Source organism: Thalassovita litoralis, assembly GCF_900182725.1.
Taxonomy (GTDB): Bacteria; Pseudomonadota; Alphaproteobacteria; order Rhodobacterales; family Rhodobacteraceae; genus Thalassobius; species Thalassobius litoralis.
This window is the reverse complement of sequence record NZ_FXTO01000023.1, coordinates 23,724-42,292: the sequence shown is the minus strand read 5'-3', so window position 1 is coordinate 42,292 and position 18,569 is coordinate 23,724. Positions and strand designations below refer to the sequence as shown.

12 protein-coding genes are annotated in these 18,569 nt (G+C 59.5%); 11 read left to right on the top strand and 1 reads right to left on the bottom strand.

Features of this window, described 5'->3' with window-relative positions:
• The first annotated feature begins 10 nt into the window (after nt 1-10).
• From proX to FN828_RS14800, 11 genes are all read left to right on the top strand, one after another.
• Nucleotides 11-994, top strand: coding sequence for a glycine betaine/L-proline ABC transporter substrate-binding protein ProX (proX, locus tag FN828_RS14845; protein ID WP_142494263.1), 984 nt, complete (start codon nt 11-13; stop codon nt 992-994).
• A gap of 63 nt (nt 995-1,057) precedes the next feature.
• On the top strand, nt 1,058-2,017 hold the full coding sequence (locus FN828_RS14840) for a GlxA family transcriptional regulator (RefSeq protein ID WP_142494262.1): 960 nt from the start codon (nt 1,058-1,060) through the stop codon (nt 2,015-2,017).
• A 151-nt stretch (nt 2,018-2,168) separates the two neighbouring features.
• Nucleotides 2,169-4,823 carry a LuxR C-terminal-related transcriptional regulator gene (locus tag FN828_RS14835; protein WP_185959039.1) on the top strand — a complete coding sequence of 885 codons (2,655 nt, stop codon included), beginning with the start codon at nt 2,169-2,171 and terminating at the stop codon, nt 4,821-4,823.
• Nucleotides 4,824-4,943: 120 nt separating this feature from the next.
• The gene (locus tag FN828_RS14830; protein ID WP_142494260.1) at nt 4,944-5,714 is read left to right on the top strand and encodes an SDR family oxidoreductase; all 771 of its coding nucleotides are present in this window, start codon (nt 4,944-4,946) and stop codon (nt 5,712-5,714) included.
• Nucleotides 5,715-5,748: 34 nt separating this feature from the next.
• Nucleotides 5,749-7,671 (top strand): hydantoinase/oxoprolinase family protein, encoded by a 1,923-nt coding sequence (locus tag FN828_RS14825; protein WP_142494259.1) that lies wholly within the window; start codon nt 5,749-5,751, stop codon nt 7,669-7,671.
• Nucleotides 7,672-7,682: 11 nt separating this feature from the next.
• Entirely contained in the window at nt 7,683-8,081 is a 399-nt protein-coding gene (locus FN828_RS14820; RefSeq protein WP_142494258.1) for an acetone carboxylase subunit gamma, read from the top strand.
• 18 nt (nt 8,082-8,099) lie between these two features.
• Nucleotides 8,100-10,259: a hydantoinase/oxoprolinase family protein gene (locus FN828_RS14815; protein ID WP_142494257.1), complete on the top strand. Its 2,160-nt coding sequence runs from the start codon at nt 8,100-8,102 to the stop codon at nt 10,257-10,259.
• A 14-nt stretch (nt 10,260-10,273) separates the two neighbouring features.
• Nucleotides 10,274-13,996 (top strand): hydantoinase B/oxoprolinase family protein, encoded by a 3,723-nt coding sequence (locus tag FN828_RS14810; protein WP_142494256.1) that lies wholly within the window; start codon nt 10,274-10,276, stop codon nt 13,994-13,996.
• Between the two features lie 10 nt (nt 13,997-14,006).
• Nucleotides 14,007-14,816 carry a hypothetical protein gene (locus FN828_RS20590; protein ID WP_185959038.1) on the top strand — a complete coding sequence of 270 codons (810 nt, stop codon included), beginning with the start codon at nt 14,007-14,009 and terminating at the stop codon, nt 14,814-14,816.
• 13 nt (nt 14,817-14,829) lie between these two features.
• Nucleotides 14,830-16,380 (top strand): class I adenylate-forming enzyme family protein, encoded by a 1,551-nt coding sequence (locus tag FN828_RS14805; protein ID WP_185959037.1) that lies wholly within the window; start codon nt 14,830-14,832, stop codon nt 16,378-16,380.
• Nucleotides 16,381-16,419: 39 nt separating this feature from the next.
• Complete coding sequence (locus FN828_RS14800; RefSeq protein ID WP_142494254.1) at nt 16,420-17,247, top strand: SDR family oxidoreductase; 828 nt, start codon at nt 16,420-16,422, stop codon at nt 17,245-17,247.
• A 48-nt stretch (nt 17,248-17,295) separates the two neighbouring features.
• On the opposite strand, the gene FN828_RS14795 is transcribed toward FN828_RS14800, so the two are convergent.
• Nucleotides 17,296-18,477, bottom strand: a complete 1,182-nt coding sequence (locus tag FN828_RS14795; RefSeq protein ID WP_142494253.1) for a lipid-transfer protein — start codon at nt 18,475-18,477, stop codon at nt 17,296-17,298.
• Between the last annotated feature and the right edge of the window lie 92 nt (nt 18,478-18,569).

The following is an 18,569-nucleotide window of genomic DNA, read 5'->3' as shown; positions in this document are numbered from 1 at the left end:
AGGAACAACCATGAAACATCTGACTCTTGCTTCGGCACTGGCGCTTTCGGTGGCCGCTGGCCCGCTGCTGGCGAACGACACCCCCGGCAAAGGCCACACCGTTCGCCCCGTGATCGGCCTGATTGCCGAAGAATATTTCCAAAGCCGCATCCTGTTCCGTGCTTTGGAAGATCTGGGCTACACCGTCGAAGAACCGCTGGAAGCGGAAATTCAGACGGCGCACCTGGCTGTTGGCACTGGCGATGCAGATTTTTACCCGATCCACTGGGGCACCCTGCAACACGCATTCTTTGAAGAATCGGGCGGTGAGGACGTGTTGGAAAAGGTCGGCCCGTTCGTGGCAGGCACACTTCAGGGCTATCTGATCGACAAAGCCACCTATGACAGCGGCGTGACCAATCTGGGCGACCTGAAAGACCCGGCCATTGCGGCGAAATTCGACTCGGACGGTGACGGCACCGCCGATCTGGCGGGCTGTGTTCCCGGTTGGGGGTGCGAACGTGTGATCGAACATCAACTGACCGAATTCGGCCTGCGTGATACCGTGACCCACAACCAAGGCGCCTATAACGCGATCATGGCGGACACCATCGCCCGCAACGCAACCGGCAAACCAATCCTGTATTACACTTGGACCCCCTATTGGGTTTCCGGTGCATTGGTCCCCGGCAAGGACGTGGAATGGCTTTCGGTTCCTTACACCTCGCTGCCCGATGGCGTGAAAGCTGAAACCGAATTTGGTGGCAAGAATTTGGGCTTCGCGGTCGACAACATCTATATCATGGCAACAGACAGCTTTCTGGCGGACAACCCGGCTGCGGCCAAACTGTTCGAAGTTGCCAAGATTGACGTAAACGACGTTTCTGCTCAGAACAAAAAAATGTCCGACGGCGAGGACAGCTCGGCTGACATCGACCGTCACGTTGATCAGTGGATCGCGGACCACCGCGCAGCCTATGATAGCTGGCTGGCAGCGGCCCGCGCTGTGAAATAATCACCTGCGCAAATGCCGCGCAGGGGTATCTTGCGCGGCATATCCCCGTCGGAGCATGACGTTATGAAATCGAACGACCCGCAGCATTTCGTCTTTGCCCTTGTCGAGGATTTCACCCATCTGGCCTTTGCCTGTGCGGTTGATCCGCTGCGCATTGCCAACCTGATTTCCGGGCGACCGTTATATAAATGGTCCTATGCGTCACTGGACGGTGAAACCGCCACCAGTTCCGATGGCACCGTGATGCAAACCCACCACCGTTTCGATGACCTGCCTGCCTGTGACCGGATGTTTGTCATGTCCGGCATCAATATGCAGCGCAAGGATCATAAAACCCTGATCAACGCCATTCGGCGGCTGGATCGCAACAGCAACACCCGGATCGGCGCGTTGTGTTCCGGGGCCTATGTGCTGGCCAAGGCCGGGCTGATGGACGGGCGCGACATGGCAATTCACTGGGAATACCATGACAGCATCATGGAAGAATTCCCCGAGGTGGTTCTGCTGCGCAATGTGTTTGTCGCCGATGAAAAATACATCACCGCGTCCGGCGGAACCGCAACCGCTGACCTGATGCTGCACCTGATTGAACGCGACCACGGTTATGATCTGTCTGTCGCCGTGGCCGATCAGATGGTTTACAACGCCGTGCGGGAATCCTCGTCCGCGCAAAAGGTATCTCTGCAATCGCGGCATGGGATGCGCAATGCCTATTTGTCACGCGCCATTGACATCATGCGCACCCATCTGGATGATCCTGTCGCGCCTTCGCTTATGGCCCGCGATCTGGGCATTTCCACCCGCCAGCTAGAGCGGCTTTTTGGCAAATACCTGAACACATCACCCAAGAAATACTACATGGAAATGCGGCTGGAGCGGGCGCAACACCTGCTGTTGCAAACCGAGCTTTCCGTGACAGACATCGCTATGGCCTGTGGTTTCCAAAGCCCCGGCCATTTTTCGCGGGTTTATCGCCGTGCTTTCAGCGTTACCCCAATGATGCAACGGGGGCGGCTGAACTGAGTGGACGCGGTGCCGGTTTTCGACTGCGCAGCGTGACCAGTTTGACAGAAGGCCGGATTTCTGCATCTATTTCCCGCCAAATCCTGCAATGGTTTTTCCAACGCAGGGGGGCGGCCTTGGGCCGCTACAGTCAGGGGAATACTCAAAACTCGTGCCGCGGTCCGCTCGTCCTGTATTGCTACGCTCCAAGCTGGAACCCCCGCGGGTTTTTGGCGAAACTCTGGCGCGTCCGCGGTTTTTGACAACCTTTGCCGCCAATGCAATTTCCCGTGTCACCTTGGTTCATGCCCCTGCCGGGTTTGGCAAAACAACATTGCTGCGCGAGGGGTTTCTGTCCCGTGACCCGGAAAATGCAGCGTGGCTGACGCTTGATGCGGCGGATAACGATCCCGGTCGGCTGTTGTTTCATTTGTTGGCCGCCCTTGGCGATGCCGAAACAGAGCACCCCTTGGAAACCGTGGGGCTGGATAAAATCGTCACATCCTCGGACCAGATTTCCCGGCTCAGCGCCGTATTGCGGCGGTTGCGGGATGGGTTTTGCCTGTTTCTGGATGATCTGGACCAGTTGCATGACCCTGCGGCGTTGGGGATCATCAGCCGCATCATGAAAGAAATGCCTAACGGGTGTTCGCTGGTTCTGGGCGGGCGGACCTATCCTGATCTGCCATTCGGACGCCTGCGGATGCACGGGCAGTTTCTGGAACTGGGCGCGGGCGATCTGCGCTTTACCCCAGACGAAGTGGCACAAGTCCTGCGTCAGGAACTGCCGGGGCAGCGGATCGGTAAGCAAACCCTTGAATCGCTGTATTCCAGCACCGAAGGCTGGATCGGGTCCATTCAGATGGCCATTCTTAGCGCCAAGTCCAGCCGTGACATGGACAGCGTCCTGTCCAGCTTCAACGGCACCAATACCGAGCTGGCCGAATATCTGGCCGAGGATCTGTTTGAACGCCAAAGCCCCGGTATCCGCGAATTTCTTCTGGCCAGCGCGCTGCTGGATCAGTTTTCGCCTGAATTATGCGATACGATCCTTGGCCGTGATGACAGCGCCGCGCTGTTGCAGACCCTTGCCCGAAGCAACATGTTTCTGTCCGGCTATGAACAGGAAACCGATTGGTTTCGGTATCACAACCTGTTCCGGTCTTTCCTGTTGTCGCGTGTGGATAGCTTGGGCGCGGATCGGGTCAAACACCTGCGCAGCCGCGCGGCGCATTGGTTTTCCGAACAGGGGCGCCCATCCACGGCAATTTCATATGCGCTGGCGGCGGGGGACATGGATCTTGCCGCGCAGTTGATTGATGCCTCTGCGATGGATTTCTTCGCTGCCGGGCGGCTTTCGACGATTGAACATTGGGTGCGACCATTGCCTGCCCCCCTGCGGGACCAATATCCGCAGATCATGCTGGCCTATGCCTGGAGCCTGATCGCCCAGCAAAAACAGCCCGACACCGCAAAGACGCTGATCGACAGTCTGGAACGGCGCAACGATCTTAGCCGGGAATTGCGCAACGAAATTGCCTATTTGGGGCCGTTCCACGACGCGCTGACCGACAGATTAGAAGGGCTGGCAGACCATTGCGCCGCCGTGATCGCCGCGGATCATGAAATGTCGGCCTTTTCCAAGGGCGTGCTGTGGAACATCGCATCCTACGCCCGGCTTTGCGCACAGGATTATTCCGGCGCGGCGCAAACGGCACAAGCCGCCCGCGTGGAACACGGCAAAAGCGGGTCTTCCTATGGGCTGACCTATGCCGAGGGGTTCCTTAGCCGGTTGGAACTGGCGCAAGGCCGCGTGGAAAGCGCCCGGATGCACGCCGAAACCGTGGTGGCCGTAGCCGAAGAAGCCCATACCGAAACGATGGCCCGGATGGCGGCGGCCATGCTGTCGATGCGGCTTGCCTTTGAAACGGGGCGGGATCAGGACGCGCTGGATTTATGCGCCCCTTGGGCCGGGTTGGTGGAACAGCTTGCCCCGCCATACGAAGTGTTGGATTTTTTCCTGATACAGGCCGAACTGGCCTTTGATGGGGATGATTATGCGGGCGCGTGCCGGTTGTTGGGGCAATTGCGCAAAACCGGGCGGACCCGTGGAAATGGCCGGATCGAAGCCGCAGCTTGGGCCATGCAGGCACAAATGGCAGCGCGACGCGGTGATCTGGGGGCCGCGCAGGATTATCTGGAACGCGCGGGAACTGACGACCGTTTGGCGCATTACGATGGCGCGTTCGTGGCCGAAACCCGCGCCTTGGGGGAAATGATCGGCGGCAGGCAAGACGCCGCGCGCGTGATTTTGGATGCGGCCATAATCGCGGCCCGGAAGGCCGGGAATATTCTGGCGCTGTGCAGGCTGAATGTGCTGCTTGTCGAACTGGAAATGCAGGCGGGCAACACCACCGCCGCCGAAACCACAATGGCCGAGGTGCTGGTGCTGATCCGCCGCGAAGGGCTGACGCGTCCGGTATTACGCGCCCCCGATGCTGTGCGGCGGGCCTTTGTTCAGTGCGCCACCGCGCAACAAATCGACCTGCCCGCCGGGGGGCTGGACCGGCTGGACCCCAGCGGCCCGGCCCGTGATCTGCCCCCCTATCGTCAGCATCTTCCGCTGGAACCGCTAAGCCGCAGGGAACTGGCGGTGTTACAGGAAATGTCTAAGGGATGCAGCAATCAGGCCATTGCCGATGTGCTGTCCATTTCGCTGCCCACGGTGAAAACCCATCTGCGCAATATCAACGGCAAACTGATGGCCGCGAATCGTACCGAAGCCGCGGCAACGGCGCGGCGTCTGGGGCTGATCGGCACCGCCTGAGCGGATATTCATCCCCGCCAGCCCCGAAATTCATCCCTTTTCTCATCCCTTCGGACGAACCCCCCGTTCTGCGGCGGCGCTAATCTGTTTCTCACACGTGGAGGCGTGTGGGAGGAAAATATGGCACACCAAAAGACGATCCTCATCACGGGTGGGGGGTCTGGAATTGGTCGGGAAACGGCCCGGCTTTTTGCATCGAAAAACTGGCTTGTGGGCATTGCCGACGTGAACGGTGCTGCGGCCAAGGCCGCCGCCGACGAAATCGGCCCCAACGCGGTTCCCCTGACGGTGGATGTCCGCAATATCGAAAGCGTGCGCGACATGGTCGCGGCTTTCACAGACAGAACCGGCGGGCGACTGGATGTGCTGTTCAACAGCGCGGGCGTGGTGTTCATGGCACCCAACGAAACCATCCCCCAAGAACAGCAAGACCTGACAATCGACGTCAATATCAAGGGCGTGGTCAACTGCTGCAATGCGGCCTTCAAGGCGCTGAAATCCACACCGGGGGCGCATGTGATTTCGATGTCCTCCACCTCAGCCGAATATGGCACGCCGGATCACGCGATCTATTCGGGGACCAAGTTCTTTGTGCGCGGTTTTACCGAGGCGATGAATATCGAATGGGCACGTCATGACATCAACGTCAGCGCCATTCTGGTCGCCTATGTGCAAACGCCGATGATCCTTGAGGCCACGCAAAAGGCCGCGTCCGTCGACAAGCTGGGCGTCAAGGTCAAACCCACCAAGCTCGCCCAAGCGGTTTGGAAAGCGGCGCACAAGCGCGGCGTGTTGCACCGTGTCGGGCTTGATGCCGTGGCGCTGAATATCATCGTGCGGCTTTTGGGATCGTGGTCGCGCGGCATCTACAAACTTCTGACCGGCTATTGATCCGGCCCTCTCTGAACGAACAATCGAGGACACGATGTATATCAATGTCGATAACGGTGGCACGTTCACCGATTTCTGGGCCTTTGATGCGGAGCGTAAATTCCGCGTAAAAACCCGCACCACACCACACGATCTGTCGGAATGCCTGTTCGAAGGGCTGCGCCTGCTGTCCGAAGACATCTATCGCAAACCCGATATCGGGCGGCTTTTGGCGGATACGAAATATATCCGCTATTCCACCACCCAAGGCACCAATGCGCTGGTACAGCGCAAGGGGCCGCGCATTGGTCTGATCTTGGCCTCCAAAGCCACGGCAACCGAAATGCGCGAGGGCGACAGCGAAACCGCCGAGATGTTTGAAACCCTGATCGGCGACCGGATCGAGGTCATGGACCCCGTTGTTCTGGAAGAGGCCGCACAGGATGACGACCTGATCGGCGCACAGGTGATGGAGGTCGTGAACCGCCTGACCGCACGCGGGGCCAATCGGATCGTGGTCAGCTTTGGTTCGGGCCGGGCTGAAAAGGCGCTGCAACGGCTGGCAGCACGTCGTTTCCCGCAACATCTTCTGGGGACTGTGCCGATCCTGAAAACCTCGGACGTGACGGCAGACCCGGATCGCGCCCGCGCGACATGGACCGCCGTTTTGAACGCGTTCCTGCATCCGGCGATGGAACGGTTCCTGTTCAACACCGACAACCGACTGAAAGCGATGAACTTTTCCGCGCCGCTTTTGGTGTTCCGCAATGACGGGCTGGCCGGGCGCGTGGCGAAAACCCCGGCGATCAAGACCTATGGCTCCGGTCCCGAAGGCGGGGTTTGCGGTGCCGTGGCGCTGGCGGGGGCGCATGGCTATGACCATCTGGTGACGGTCGATGTGGGCGGCACGACCACCGACTTCGGCGTGGTGGACAAGGGGCAGGCGGTGCGCCATGCCTTTGGCAAACTGGAAACTGTCGGCGTGTCGATCCCGATGTCTGATCTGCGCTCGATCGGTGTGGGTGGCGGGTCCGTGATCCGGGCGGACAGCGGCGAAATCAAGGTCGGCCCGCAAAGCGTGGGCGCAGCCCCCGGCCCGGCCTGTTTCGGGTTCGGTGGCACGCAGGCCACCATCACCGATGTGAAACTGCTGAAAGGCGTGATTGATCCCGACCATTACTTCGGCGGGCGGATGCAGCTTGACCGCAAGCGGGCCGAGGCGGCAATCCTGCGCGATATTGCCGAACCTTTGGGGCTGGATCTGGCCGCAGCCGTTGACGCGGCTGAGGATGCCTGGGTCAAAGCCGTGGCCCAACACCTGAGCCGATATATGACACCGGAAACCGTTCTGGGTGCTTTTGGCGGGGCGGGACCGTTTTCGATCTGTGCCGTAGCCGAAGCCGTGGGTGCGAAGCGCATCATCGTGCCATCAATGGCGGCGGTGTTTTCTGCATCCGGCATTGGTGAAAGCGACATCGGCCACCGTTATGATGATCTGCTGACCGGGCCAGACAGCCCCGAAGCGGCACAGGCGCGCATTGCGGCCCTGTTGGCCCGCGCGCGGCAAGATATGTTCGCCGAAGGCTTCGCGCTGGACGATTGCACGCTGGCATGGACCCTCACCACGGGCGACGCCCCGGCGCAAAAAATCGCGGGCGACGACGTGGCCACGACCCTGACCAAACTGGCACCGGGATCATCCGTGCTGGAACTGGTCGCCAGCTATTCACTGGGTCACAACCACCGGACCAACGGCACCACCGCGTCGGAACCAATCAAACCGCGCGGCAAGCGCACGGTGCGGTTCAGCGGCGGCAAGGATGACACCGTACCGCTGTATCTGGTGGATGACCTGCGCGCAGGCATGACCGCCAGCGGCCCCGCAATCATCGAAGACGCCTATTTCACCCTGCCCGTTTTGCCCGGCTGGACCTTTGCGGTCACTCCGGCGGGCGACATTGAACTGACTTACAGGTGAGGGAAACAACCATGAAAATCCAGGTCACCGAATATCTGGTCATCGACCTTCAACATGAGCATTGGGAATGCAAATGCTGCGGGCACAAGCTGATCTCGGCGCATGAGAACTACAAAAAGGGCACTCTGATCCATGCCCGCGACCCGCGCGAGGTGCATCGCCCGCTGATCGACGACAAAAGCTTCGATTACACCTTCGCACCCGATCCTGAACTGTGCGTGATCTATGAATTCTACTGCCCCGGCTGCGGCACGATGATCGAAACCGAATATCAGGTGCCGGGCCATATGCCGGTGCATGACATCGAACTCGATATCGACGCGCTCAAGGCACAATGGGCCAAACGTGGCCCGCAGGTGTTGGACCGTGGATCAGACGCCGATTTCCCATCTGACCGCCCGCAATTCTGATAGGCCCGGAGGTATCACATGAACCGTATTGCAGTAGACATCGGCGGCACCTTCACCGATTGCCTTGTCATCCACAACAGCCAGATCGTGCAGTCCAAGGCCCTGACCACGCATTTCAACCTTGCGCTTGGCTTTAACGAGGCGGTGAAAAACGCCTGTGAAACGCTGAATATCGCGCCCGACACGCTGTATCGCAATGTTGACTCGATCCGTTATGCCACCACGCTTGGCACCAACGCGATTATCGAACGCACGGGACCGAAGATGGGCCTGCTTGTCACCCACGGGTTCGAGGCGACAACTGCCATTTCACGCGGGCGCGGCTATGGCGAAGGGCTGGATCTGGAAACCGTCCGCGACCTGACCAACGCCGACCGCCCCGAAGCACTGATCCCGCTGTCGCTGGTGCGCGGTGTGAACGAACGTATGGACGCCTCGGGCCACGTCATTCAGGCATTTGACGAAGACCGCCTGCGCCATCAGCTCAAGGATTTGATGGACGAGGGCATTCAGGTGCTTGTGGTGTGTCTGGCCCATGCCACATCCAACCCCGCGCATGAATTGCGGGTTCAGGAAATCGTGGCCGAAGAATACCCCTCGCATCTTTTGGGGGCGATCCCGGTGATCCTGTCGCATCAGGTTTCGGGGCGCAAAGGCGAATATGTCCGCGCATCGTCCACCATCATGGACGCTTATCTGCACGGCATCATGTATCACGCGATGGCCGATCTTGAGGTCAACCTGGGCGAGCAGGGCTATACCAAGCCGATGCTGCTGGTTCACAACACTGGCGGCATGGCCCAGCTTAATTCCACCGACGCGCTACAAACCGTGCATTCGGGGCCGGTGGCGGGCATTCATGCCTCTGAACACCTGTCGAAAACTTCGGAGCTGGGGAATGTGATAGCCACCGATATGGGCGGCACGTCCTTTGACATTGGCCTGATCACCGAAGGCGGGGTGAAGCATTACGACTTTCAGCCGGTCATTGGCCGCTGGCTGGTGACAACGCCGATGGTGCATCTTGTCACGCTGGGATCGGGGGGTGGGTCCATCGCCAGCTACGATCCGGTCTATAAGGCGATCAAGGTCGGCCCGAAATCCGCAGGCTCGCAGCCCGGCCCCGCCTGTTACGACCGGGGCGGCCTGAACCCCACGGTGACGGACGCCGACCTGCTGCTGGGCTATCTGGACGTGGATAACTATGCCTCGGGCAAGATCCCGCTGCGGCGGGTGCGGTCCCTGATGGCGATGGAGGACATCGCCGACGATATGGACATTGATGAGATCGAGGCAGCCAAGCTGATTAAATCCACCGCCGACCGCGACATGGCCACCGGGGTGCAGCGCGAATTGCGCACCAAGGGCTATCTGCCGCAGGATTTCACCATGCTGGCCTATGGCGGCAACGGTCCATTGCACGCCTGCGGCATTGCGCGGGTGGCCGGGATCGACAAGGTTCTGGTGCCGCCCTATTCGTCGGTGTTTTCCGCAGCGGGCGGCGCATCCATGAGCCCGCTGCATTTCCATGAACACACCCAGATGATCCCGATCTGCAACCTGCGCAAGATCGGTACCAAGCCCAAGAAAATGGTGTTCTGGCAGGACTTCGACGCGCTGAATAAGATCGTCGAAAAGCTGGAAACCCGTGGCCGGGATGAACTGGCGCGGCAGGGGATCGGTGCAGACAAAGCCCGCCATCGGCTTGAGGTCGACATGCGCTATGGCAGCCAAAAAATGGAAGCCGCCGTTATCGTCGACAAAAGCCGGTTTGAAGGTATTCGCGATCTGCTGGATCTGGTGGGCAAGCTGGCCACCAATTTTGAACAGCGGTTCGGCAAAGGCACCCCTGCCCCCGAAAGCGGTGTCTGGATCGTCAATTTCCGGGTCGCCACCTTTGTTGATGATGACGGCGTGGACATGGGCAACGTGATCCCGCCGCACAAGAAAATCGCCGCGCCAAAGCCGGTGAACATGCGCACCTGCCATTTTGTCGGCACCGAAGGCGCGGTTGAAACGCCCTGTTTCGACGGGCAGGCGCTGACCCCCGGCACGGTCATTCAAGGCCCGGCAATCATCAACCCCGGCAATACCACATATCTGGTTGAACCCGGCTGGCGCATGGAGGCCGCCGCCAATGGCGCGGTCTGGCTGATGCGCAATCATGGGCAAGGGTAAGGGAGGAAACACCAATGACACTTGATTTGCAAACCGGGCTGAATGGGGCCTTTGCGGATGAAAATGACTTTGGCTTCAACGCCGAAGAACAAAAACTGTTCGATGACTTCCTGACCACCAATTCAGGTTTCGTCGGGCCGGATTCGGACATCCTGTATGACCACCGCCTTGGCCCGCGCAGCGCACGGGAAGAGCGGGTTCTGTCTGGCGATATTGACCTGAACCTGTTTCAGGAAATCCGCGCGCGGCTGACTTCGGTTCTGGATGAAAATTTCGAAATCGCGGAACAGACCGTGGCCGCGCCTGCGGCCAAGGTCGCGGACCTGTCCACCGCTTATATGACGTCGATTGGCGATGTGGCGCTATTGGCGAACCGGGGCGTGGCGGCCTTTGCCGTGGTCATGCACTATCCGGTGCGCCACATCCTGAAGTACTGGCAAAACGATCCCACCGTCAGCATCCGCCCCGGCGATGCCTTCATCATGAACGACGCACGGTTTGGTGGCATTCATAACCCCGATCAGTCGATGGTCATGCCGCATTTTGTGGATGGCGAGCTAGTGTCATGGACCGTCTGCGCCATGCACGAAGGCGAAATCGGCGCCCGTGCGCCCGGTGGCATGGGGCCGTCCATCGAAAGCCCCTACGAGGAAGGCTTCCGCGGTTCACCCATCAAGATTGCCGAGAATTATCAACTTAAATCCGATCTGGTCACGCTGCTTCAAAACTCGGTCCGCGAAAAAGAGGTGATGCTGGTCGACCTGCGCGCCCGGTTGGCAACCTGTGTGCGACTGGCCGAAGAATACGACAAGGCGGTCGCCGATTACGGGCTGGACGCGGTCGTTGGCACCATGCGTCACACGATGGAACTGGTGGCCGACGAAACCAAGCGCCGTATTGCTGAACTGCCGCGCGGCACGGTGCGCAGCCAGTTTTATATCGATTCAACCTCGCGCGAAACGGCGATGCTAAAGGTCAACTTTGCCATCACCGTGACCCCGGATAACCGGATCGTGGTTGATCTGCGCGGCTCCTCGCCCGAATTGCACAACCGTTCGATCAACGCCACGATTGTCACCGCCAAACTGGGCACGATGGTGCCGCTGATGAACTTCTTTTGGCCGGACCTGCCCAAATCCCCGGCGATCATCGAACATGTGGAATTTGTCACCGATCCCAAAAGCCTGCTGGATTGTTCCTATGACGTGCCAAACTCACAAAACGTATCCACCGGGTTCAAGCTGATCACAGCGACCGAACTGGCGCTGACCAAGCTGATGTTTCAGGTGCCGCAGAAACACGCGACGATCAAGGCACCGTGGTATAACCAGCCCGCAGGCATGATGTACGGCGGCACAACCCAGCACGGCAACGAGGTGGGTAATGTCTGCGCCGACCTGAACGGCATGGCGGGCGGCGCGCGCTGGAACCGGGATGGTGAACATTCGATCTGTGCCAACTTTGCCCAGATGAACGACGTGGGCGAAACCGAACAGACCGAAGAAGACCTGCCGATCGTCATGTTTTCGTCGAAAAAGTTTAACCGTGACCTGTCCACATTCGGCAAATACCGCGGTGGCGCCGGGTATCAGACGATGCACGCACGCTATGGCAAATCGACGTTCGGCTTTCAGGCGATCACCAACGGGTCGCGTTTTCCGTCAACCTTTGGGATTTTTGGCGGCTATGGATCGCCTTGCTATCCGATCACGAAAATCAAAGGCTTAAACGTCTTCGAGGCCTTGGCCGAAGGCACCGCAGGATATGATGCGGATGTCGTTGATCTGCTGAACAAACGTCCCTTCAAAGGGGCCAGTTACGAAACCTGCGCCGGGGCGCTGGAATTTGAACTGGCGTTCGAGGGGGAACTATACGTCATCCATCAGGGTGCCGCCGGGGCCTATGGCGATTGTCTGGAACGCGAACCTGCGGCGATCATCAAGGATCTGCGCGAAGGGCTGATTTCCGACTGGACCGCCAGCCATATCTATCACATCGCCTATGACCCCAAAACGATGCTGGTAGACGAGGCAAAGACCCAAGAGGCCCGCCGCGCTGAACGCATGGCCCGCATCAAACGCGGTAAAACATGGGATCAGTTTGTTGCGGATCACGTCAAACCCTCGCCGCCCGTGGGGCTGCTGTATTTCGGGCGATGGAATGATGACCCGGAAATCTATGGCGGCATGTACAAGGAAATGCCCGGCGAATTCCCGCGTGAAATCATGCTACCCGACCCCAAAATGGTGTACGAGGCAGTCCTGAACCGCCGCGTGGTGTCGGGCGTTTCGACAGATGACGAGATCGAATACGATCCCATCGCCGAGGAAATGAAAAAACCGTGGACGCTGTCTTCGTTCCGCAAGTTCCTGCGCGTGCAAGGGCTTCTGGGGTGGATGCTGACGAAAGTCGCGGCGTCGGGGGCTACCTCGCTTCTGGCCAAGCGCGGCACCCGCATGGGGCGCTGGCAAGATAAAATCGGTAAGCATCTGGTCAGCTATCTGGTGGCCTGTGGCCCCACCTTTGTGAAGCTGGGGCAGGTGCTTTCGACCCGGCCAGACCTGTTGGGTGTGCGGGTGGCAGAACAGTTGCGCAACCTTCAGGACAACGTGCCGCCAATGAAACACGGGCTTGCCCGTCAGATCATCGAACGCAGCCTTGGCCGCAAGGTCGAGGAGATTTTCGACGACTTCCCAGATGCGCCTATCGCCTCGGCCTCGGTCGCGCAGGTGCATAAGGCACGGCTGAAAGACGGGCGCGAAGTGGCCGTGAAGGTCAAGCGCCCCAATCTGGAAGCAGGTGTGACCGACGACCTGAAGGCGCTTGGCACCATGACTGGCGTTCTGAGCGCCATCGTTCCGGGCTTCAAGGGCATGAACCCCCGCGAAATGCTGAGCGAACTGGGCGCGGCCGTGCGCGGGCAGATGGATTTCCGGCTGGAGATCGACAACAACCGCCGCTTTGCCCGCGACTTCGCCGAAAAGGACTGGCTGCGTCTGCCGGACGTCTATGACGCGTTTTCATCGGGCGAAGTGATCACGATGGAATTCATCAATGGCGACAAGGCGTTGGATTACGTGCGCAAGCGCGGCAAGCATGACCCGGACCTGGCCCGGAACATCTATTCGATGTATTTCGACATGGCCTTTTCCAACAAGTTCTTCCACGCCGATCTGCACTCGGGCAACATCCTGATCGAGGGCGAGGGCAAGGCGGTGCTGTTGGATACCGGGCTGGCCCATGAATTCCCCAACTATTACATCAAACGCCAGTTGCGCGCCTATCTGTGCGTGGCGGCTGTGGATGGCTGGTTACAGGGCGACAACTATCTTGGGGACCGTCCGTGGATGGCGGATGAAAAAACCAAGGAAGCCCTAAGCCACGATCTGCACAAGATGTATCAGCGTTGGGACAAAAACCGCGCCAAGGGCCACACCAAAGACCTGACCACACTCTGGCTCCAGATCATGATGAACCTGCGCAAACACCGTGTCCCGCTGGATCGTGAACTGGTGATGCTAATGGTGGGCGACATCACGATTTCCGGCCTCGTCCATGAAATCGACCCGGAATTTGATGTGGTGGAATACACACGGCACGAACTGCCGCGGCTGATTTTCCGCGATGGCAAGCTACCACTGAACGATCCCTTCCTGCTGGCGGCGTCGCGGCGCGACCTGCTGCGCGAAATCCGCCGCACGCTTGGGGTGGATGTGGATGACAGCGAATATGTTTGAGGGCAACACAATGACACGCGACCTGACCGAAAAATTCCCCGGATTGGAAAGCCCGCTGGTATGGCTGGACTTCTGGGACTACGCCCAAACCCTGTTCCTGAAAGGCGGCGAAGCCCCTTGGCTGACCCCCGGCGAATTTGATGGGTTTTACCGCCAAATTCTGGGCCTGCTGGACCCGGCGATTGCACCGATTGATCTGGACCGGGTGATTGCGGCCTATCTGCACCGCAACCCGCATATGAAGGATAAAATGACCTATCGGGCGCGGTCCAGCTATCCGCTCAAAACGCTGATGGGGGATCCCGGCCTGCGGGCATTGGTATCGGGGCTGTGTAATGTTACGGCAGATGCCCGCAAATCAAAGCCGCTGGCCTTGTCGGTGTCGTCGCCGCTGCGACTGCTGAATATGGCGCATGAATTCGCCTATGGCACCCCCCTGCCGCAGATTGGCGAAGACGATTGCGAACGTGCGGCGGTCTACCTGACCGATTTCCTTGGGTCGCTGGGGCAACCCGCCGGGGCGTTTATCATGATCGTTGATCCCGATGGCGAAGCGGCGGATGCGAATTACAAATGGGCGCTGAACCCGCTGTCAAACCTTGCCAGTCACATGCGCTGGCATCTGGCACTGGCAACGCAGGCGGATATCACAAGCCCCATGAGCGCCGACATCGTATTCACCCCCAAGGGGTTGGATGGCGTTTGGGCCGCGAACGGATTGCAGGCCGATCCGGTTGCTCAGGCGATCTATGCGACCATCCCCGCCGATGCGGAACCCGAAACAGTATTGGCCCGTTTGCGCCTGCATCGTGGCCTGTGAAGGAGAGACTGAAATGAACCTGATCGAACATTTTGACCGTGGCGTTCTGGCCAACCCCGATAAACCCGTCTTTATCTTTGACGGCACCGAAACCACCTATGCCCAGGCAGCCGACCAAAACAGCCGCATCGCCAACGCGCTGCGCAATAACGGGTTCGGGCTGGGCGACAAATGCGCGGTGATGAGCGATAACAACCCGCTGGCCTTTAACGCCTGTCTTGGCATCCTGCGGGCGGGCTGTATCTGGTTGCCGGTCAACGCCAAGAACGCGGTGCAGGCGCATTGCGATTTTCTGGGGCTGGTCGAAGCGCAGGTTCTGTTCTTTACCAAAGCGTACGAGGGCATTCTGGATCGCATCAAAGCCGAAGTGCCAAGCCTGAAACTGTTGGTCTGTCTGGACGACAACAGCGATCACGGCCCCACCCTTGCGGAATTCATCAAGGACGCAGGCACCGATCCCATCGCACTGCCGTGGGATGATGAACGCGCGCAGGTGATTGCAGGCACCGGCGGCACGACGGGCAAACCCAAGGGCGTGGTCATGCCGTGTCGGTCATGGGATTGCTTTATCGCCAATATGCTGTCGACGCTGACCTTTGACGCCGACACCGTGTATCTGGCCGCCGCACCGATGACCCACGCCGCAGGCGCCTACGCCTTTCCGGTGATGACGATGGGCGGCACGATCCTGTTCCACGACGGCATCAACCCACAGCTTTTCATCTCGGATATTGCGAAATACGGGGTGACGGAAACCTTCCTGCCGCCCACCGCCACGCTCGCGATCATGGCCCAGCCGAACGTGGCCGAAGCTGATTTTTCGTCGCTGCGCAGCTTCATTTCCACCGGCGCGCCGATGGCCCCCGACCGTGCCCGCGAAGTGGCCGAATTGCTTGGCCCGGTCTGGGTGCAGCTTTATGGCCAGACCGAGGCGCTGGCGATCCTGACGGTGCTGACCCCTGCCGATTGCTATGACGCGAATGGCACCTTGCGCGCGGATCGGATGGATACCGTGGGCCGCGCCTCGCCCTTTGCCAAGGTGGCGATCATGGACGAAGACGGGAACATCCTGCCCGCCGGGGAAAAGGGCGAGATCGTCTGCCGCTCGGCGCTGGTGATGTCTGAATATTACCAAAACCCCGAAGCCACCGCCGAAGTATCCACCCACGGCTGGCACCATACCGGCGATGTCGGCACGCTGGACGACCACGGATACCTGCGCATTCTGGACCGCACCAAGGACATGATCATCACCGGCGGGCTGAACGTGTTCCCGTCGGAAATCGAAAACTGGCTGATGCAGCACCCCGCAGTCCACGAAGCCGCCGTGATTGGTGTGCCGGATGACAAATGGGGCGAGGCGGTCAAAGCCGTGGTACAACTGAAAGCCGGGGCCGAGATCAGCGCGGATGATCTGATCGCCTATTGCAAAGGCGAACTGGGCAGCGTCAAATCCCCCAAAACGGTGGATTTCGTAGACACCCTGCCCAAAAGCCCGGTCGGCAAGCTGCTGAAAAAAGACCTGCGCCAACAATACTGGGAAGGCGCCGGGCGTCAGATTTAACATCTGGCGCCGCAAGGCCAAAAAAGGGAGGGATAACACATGACCAAGGTGGTTTTTGTCACCGGGGCGGCAACAGGTATCGGGCGGGCAACGGTTGAACGGCTGCACCGTAAGGGCTGCAAGCTGGCGCTGTTTGATATCAACAAACCGGAACTGGATGCTTTAGCCGCTCAATTAGGCGGCGACATTCTGACGATCGAAGGATCGGTGCGCGACATGGCCGGGCTTCAGGCCGCCGCCGACAAGACCGCGGCCCACTTCGGGCGGATTGATGTGGTTTGGGCCAACGCCGGAATCGCGCGGGCCAAGCCCCTGATGCTGGCCGAAGAGGACGAATGGCTTCAGGTGATCGACATCAACCTGAACGGCGTGTTTCGCACACTCAGGGCGACAGCCACCTATCTGCGCGACAGCGCCGGGTATGTGTTGATCACGTCCTCCATCAGTTCAACAGTGGCACTGCCTTTTGCTGGCTCCTATGTTGCCTCCAAAGCGGCGGTGCTGAATTTGGCGGAATCCTTTCGCGGCGAAATGTATGGCTGGGGGGTCGAGGTCGGCACGATCCACCCCACCTTTATCCGCACCCCACTGATTGACGGCGCGATCTACGAAGATACCTATGGCGGGCTGATCCAGTCGACTTCGAAACTGTTGTTCTTTGAATTCCCGCTGTCGTGGGCGGCATGGACGGCAGAACGCATGATCATGGGCCGCAAACGCCGCAACACGGTTCCGGCATGGACGCATATGCCGTTCATCTGGTTCCCACGTTTCGGCAACTGGTTCGCGCAGGTCTGGGGTTTTCGCCGCAAGGCCATGCGCCGGGTCATGGAAGCCGCAATCCGGCATCACGAAGGCCGGGGCTAAGGCATCCAAAATTGCGGTGGCGGGGCAGTTATGCCCCGCCGCATTCATTCAGGCGCGTTGATACAGCGTGACCACACAAGCCCCGCCAAGGCCCAGATTGTGCTGTAGCGCCACTTTGGCGCCTTCAACCTGCCGCTGCCCGGCGGTGCCGCGCAATTGACCTGTCAGTTCATAACACTGTGCCAGCCCGGTCGCGCCCAGCGGGTGCCCCTTGCTCAGCAGCCCGCCCGATGGGTTCGTCACATATTTCCCGCCATAGGTGTTGTCGCCATCGGCAATGAACTTCTGCGCCCCACCTTCGGGACACAGGCCCAGCCCTTCGTAGGTGATCAATTCGTTATGGGCGAAACAGTCATGCAGTTCGACCACATCCACATCCTCGGCCCCGATCCCGGCGGCTTCGTAAACCTGACGGGCGGCATCGGCAGTCATGTCGTAGCCAACCAATTGCATCATGTCCCGCGCGTCAAAGGTGGCGGGGGTGTCCGTGGTCATCGCCTGCGCGGTGATCTGAACCCGGCTGTCGATCCCGTGTTTGCGTGCGAAATCTTCGGAACACAGGATCGCCGCCGCGCCGCCACAGGTGGGCGGGCAGGCCATCAGGCGCGTCATCACGCCGGGCCACATCACCGGCGCCTGCATCACATCCTCGACCGAGACTTCCTTATCGAACAGCGCCAGCGGGTTGCGGGTGGCATGGCGGCTGGCCTTGGCGCGGATGCGGGCGAAATCTTCCAGCGTGGTGCCGTATTTGTCCATGTGGCTTTTGCCTGCGCCCCCGAAATAGCGCAACGCCAGCGGAATATCGGCATTGTCGACCAGCGCATCACAGGTGGTATCGAAATCCGCGAACGGGCTGGGCCGGTCAGTAAAGACCGATGCCAACGCGCCGGGCTGCATCTGTTCAAACCCTACAGCCAGCACGCAATCGGCAATCCCGTATTCAATCGCCTGTCGCGCCAGAAACAGCGCCGTCGATCCGGTGGAGCAGTTATTGTTCACATTGACCACCGGAATCCCGGTCATGCCAACGCGATAAATCGCTTTTTGCCCACAGGTGCTGTCGCCATAAACATACCCGGCATAGGCCTGTTGAATATCTTCGAACCCGATCCCGGCGTCCTTCAATGCCTGACGGATCGCATCCTCGGCCATCACGTCATAGGTTTCGGATGCGCCGGGTTTGGCGAATTTGGTCATGCCGACACCGGCAACAATAGTCTTGGTCATCGTGGCTCCTCCGTCTGGTGCGGGCGAATTCTGCGCTTGACCGATCAATTCAACAAATAGAATTTTGTCCAAAGATATCTAAGTTTGGAATA

What these genes read in the sequence shown, in the direction of transcription:
- proX (WP_142494263.1), top strand. Translation starts at nt 11, where the DNA reads ATGAAACATCTGACTCTTGCTTCGGCACTGGCGCTTTCGGTGGCCGCT.
- FN828_RS14840 (WP_142494262.1), top strand. Translation starts at nt 1,058, where the DNA reads ATGAAATCGAACGACCCGCAGCATTTCGTCTTTGCCCTTGTCGAGGAT.
- FN828_RS14830 (WP_142494260.1), top strand. Translation starts at nt 4,944, where the DNA reads ATGGCACACCAAAAGACGATCCTCATCACGGGTGGGGGGTCTGGAATT.
- FN828_RS14825 (WP_142494259.1), top strand. Translation starts at nt 5,749, where the DNA reads ATGTATATCAATGTCGATAACGGTGGCACGTTCACCGATTTCTGGGCC.
- FN828_RS14820 (WP_142494258.1), top strand. Translation starts at nt 7,683, where the DNA reads ATGAAAATCCAGGTCACCGAATATCTGGTCATCGACCTTCAACATGAG.
- FN828_RS14815 (WP_142494257.1), top strand. Translation starts at nt 8,100, where the DNA reads ATGAACCGTATTGCAGTAGACATCGGCGGCACCTTCACCGATTGCCTT.
- FN828_RS14810 (WP_142494256.1), top strand. Translation starts at nt 10,274, where the DNA reads ATGACACTTGATTTGCAAACCGGGCTGAATGGGGCCTTTGCGGATGAA.
- FN828_RS20590 (WP_185959038.1), top strand. Translation starts at nt 14,007, where the DNA reads ATGACACGCGACCTGACCGAAAAATTCCCCGGATTGGAAAGCCCGCTG.
- FN828_RS14805 (WP_185959037.1), top strand. Translation starts at nt 14,830, where the DNA reads ATGAACCTGATCGAACATTTTGACCGTGGCGTTCTGGCCAACCCCGAT.
- FN828_RS14800 (WP_142494254.1), top strand. Translation starts at nt 16,420, where the DNA reads ATGACCAAGGTGGTTTTTGTCACCGGGGCGGCAACAGGTATCGGGCGG.
- FN828_RS14795 (WP_142494253.1), bottom strand. Translation starts at nt 18,477, where the DNA reads ATGACCAAGACTATTGTTGCCGGTGTCGGCATGACCAAATTCGCCAAA.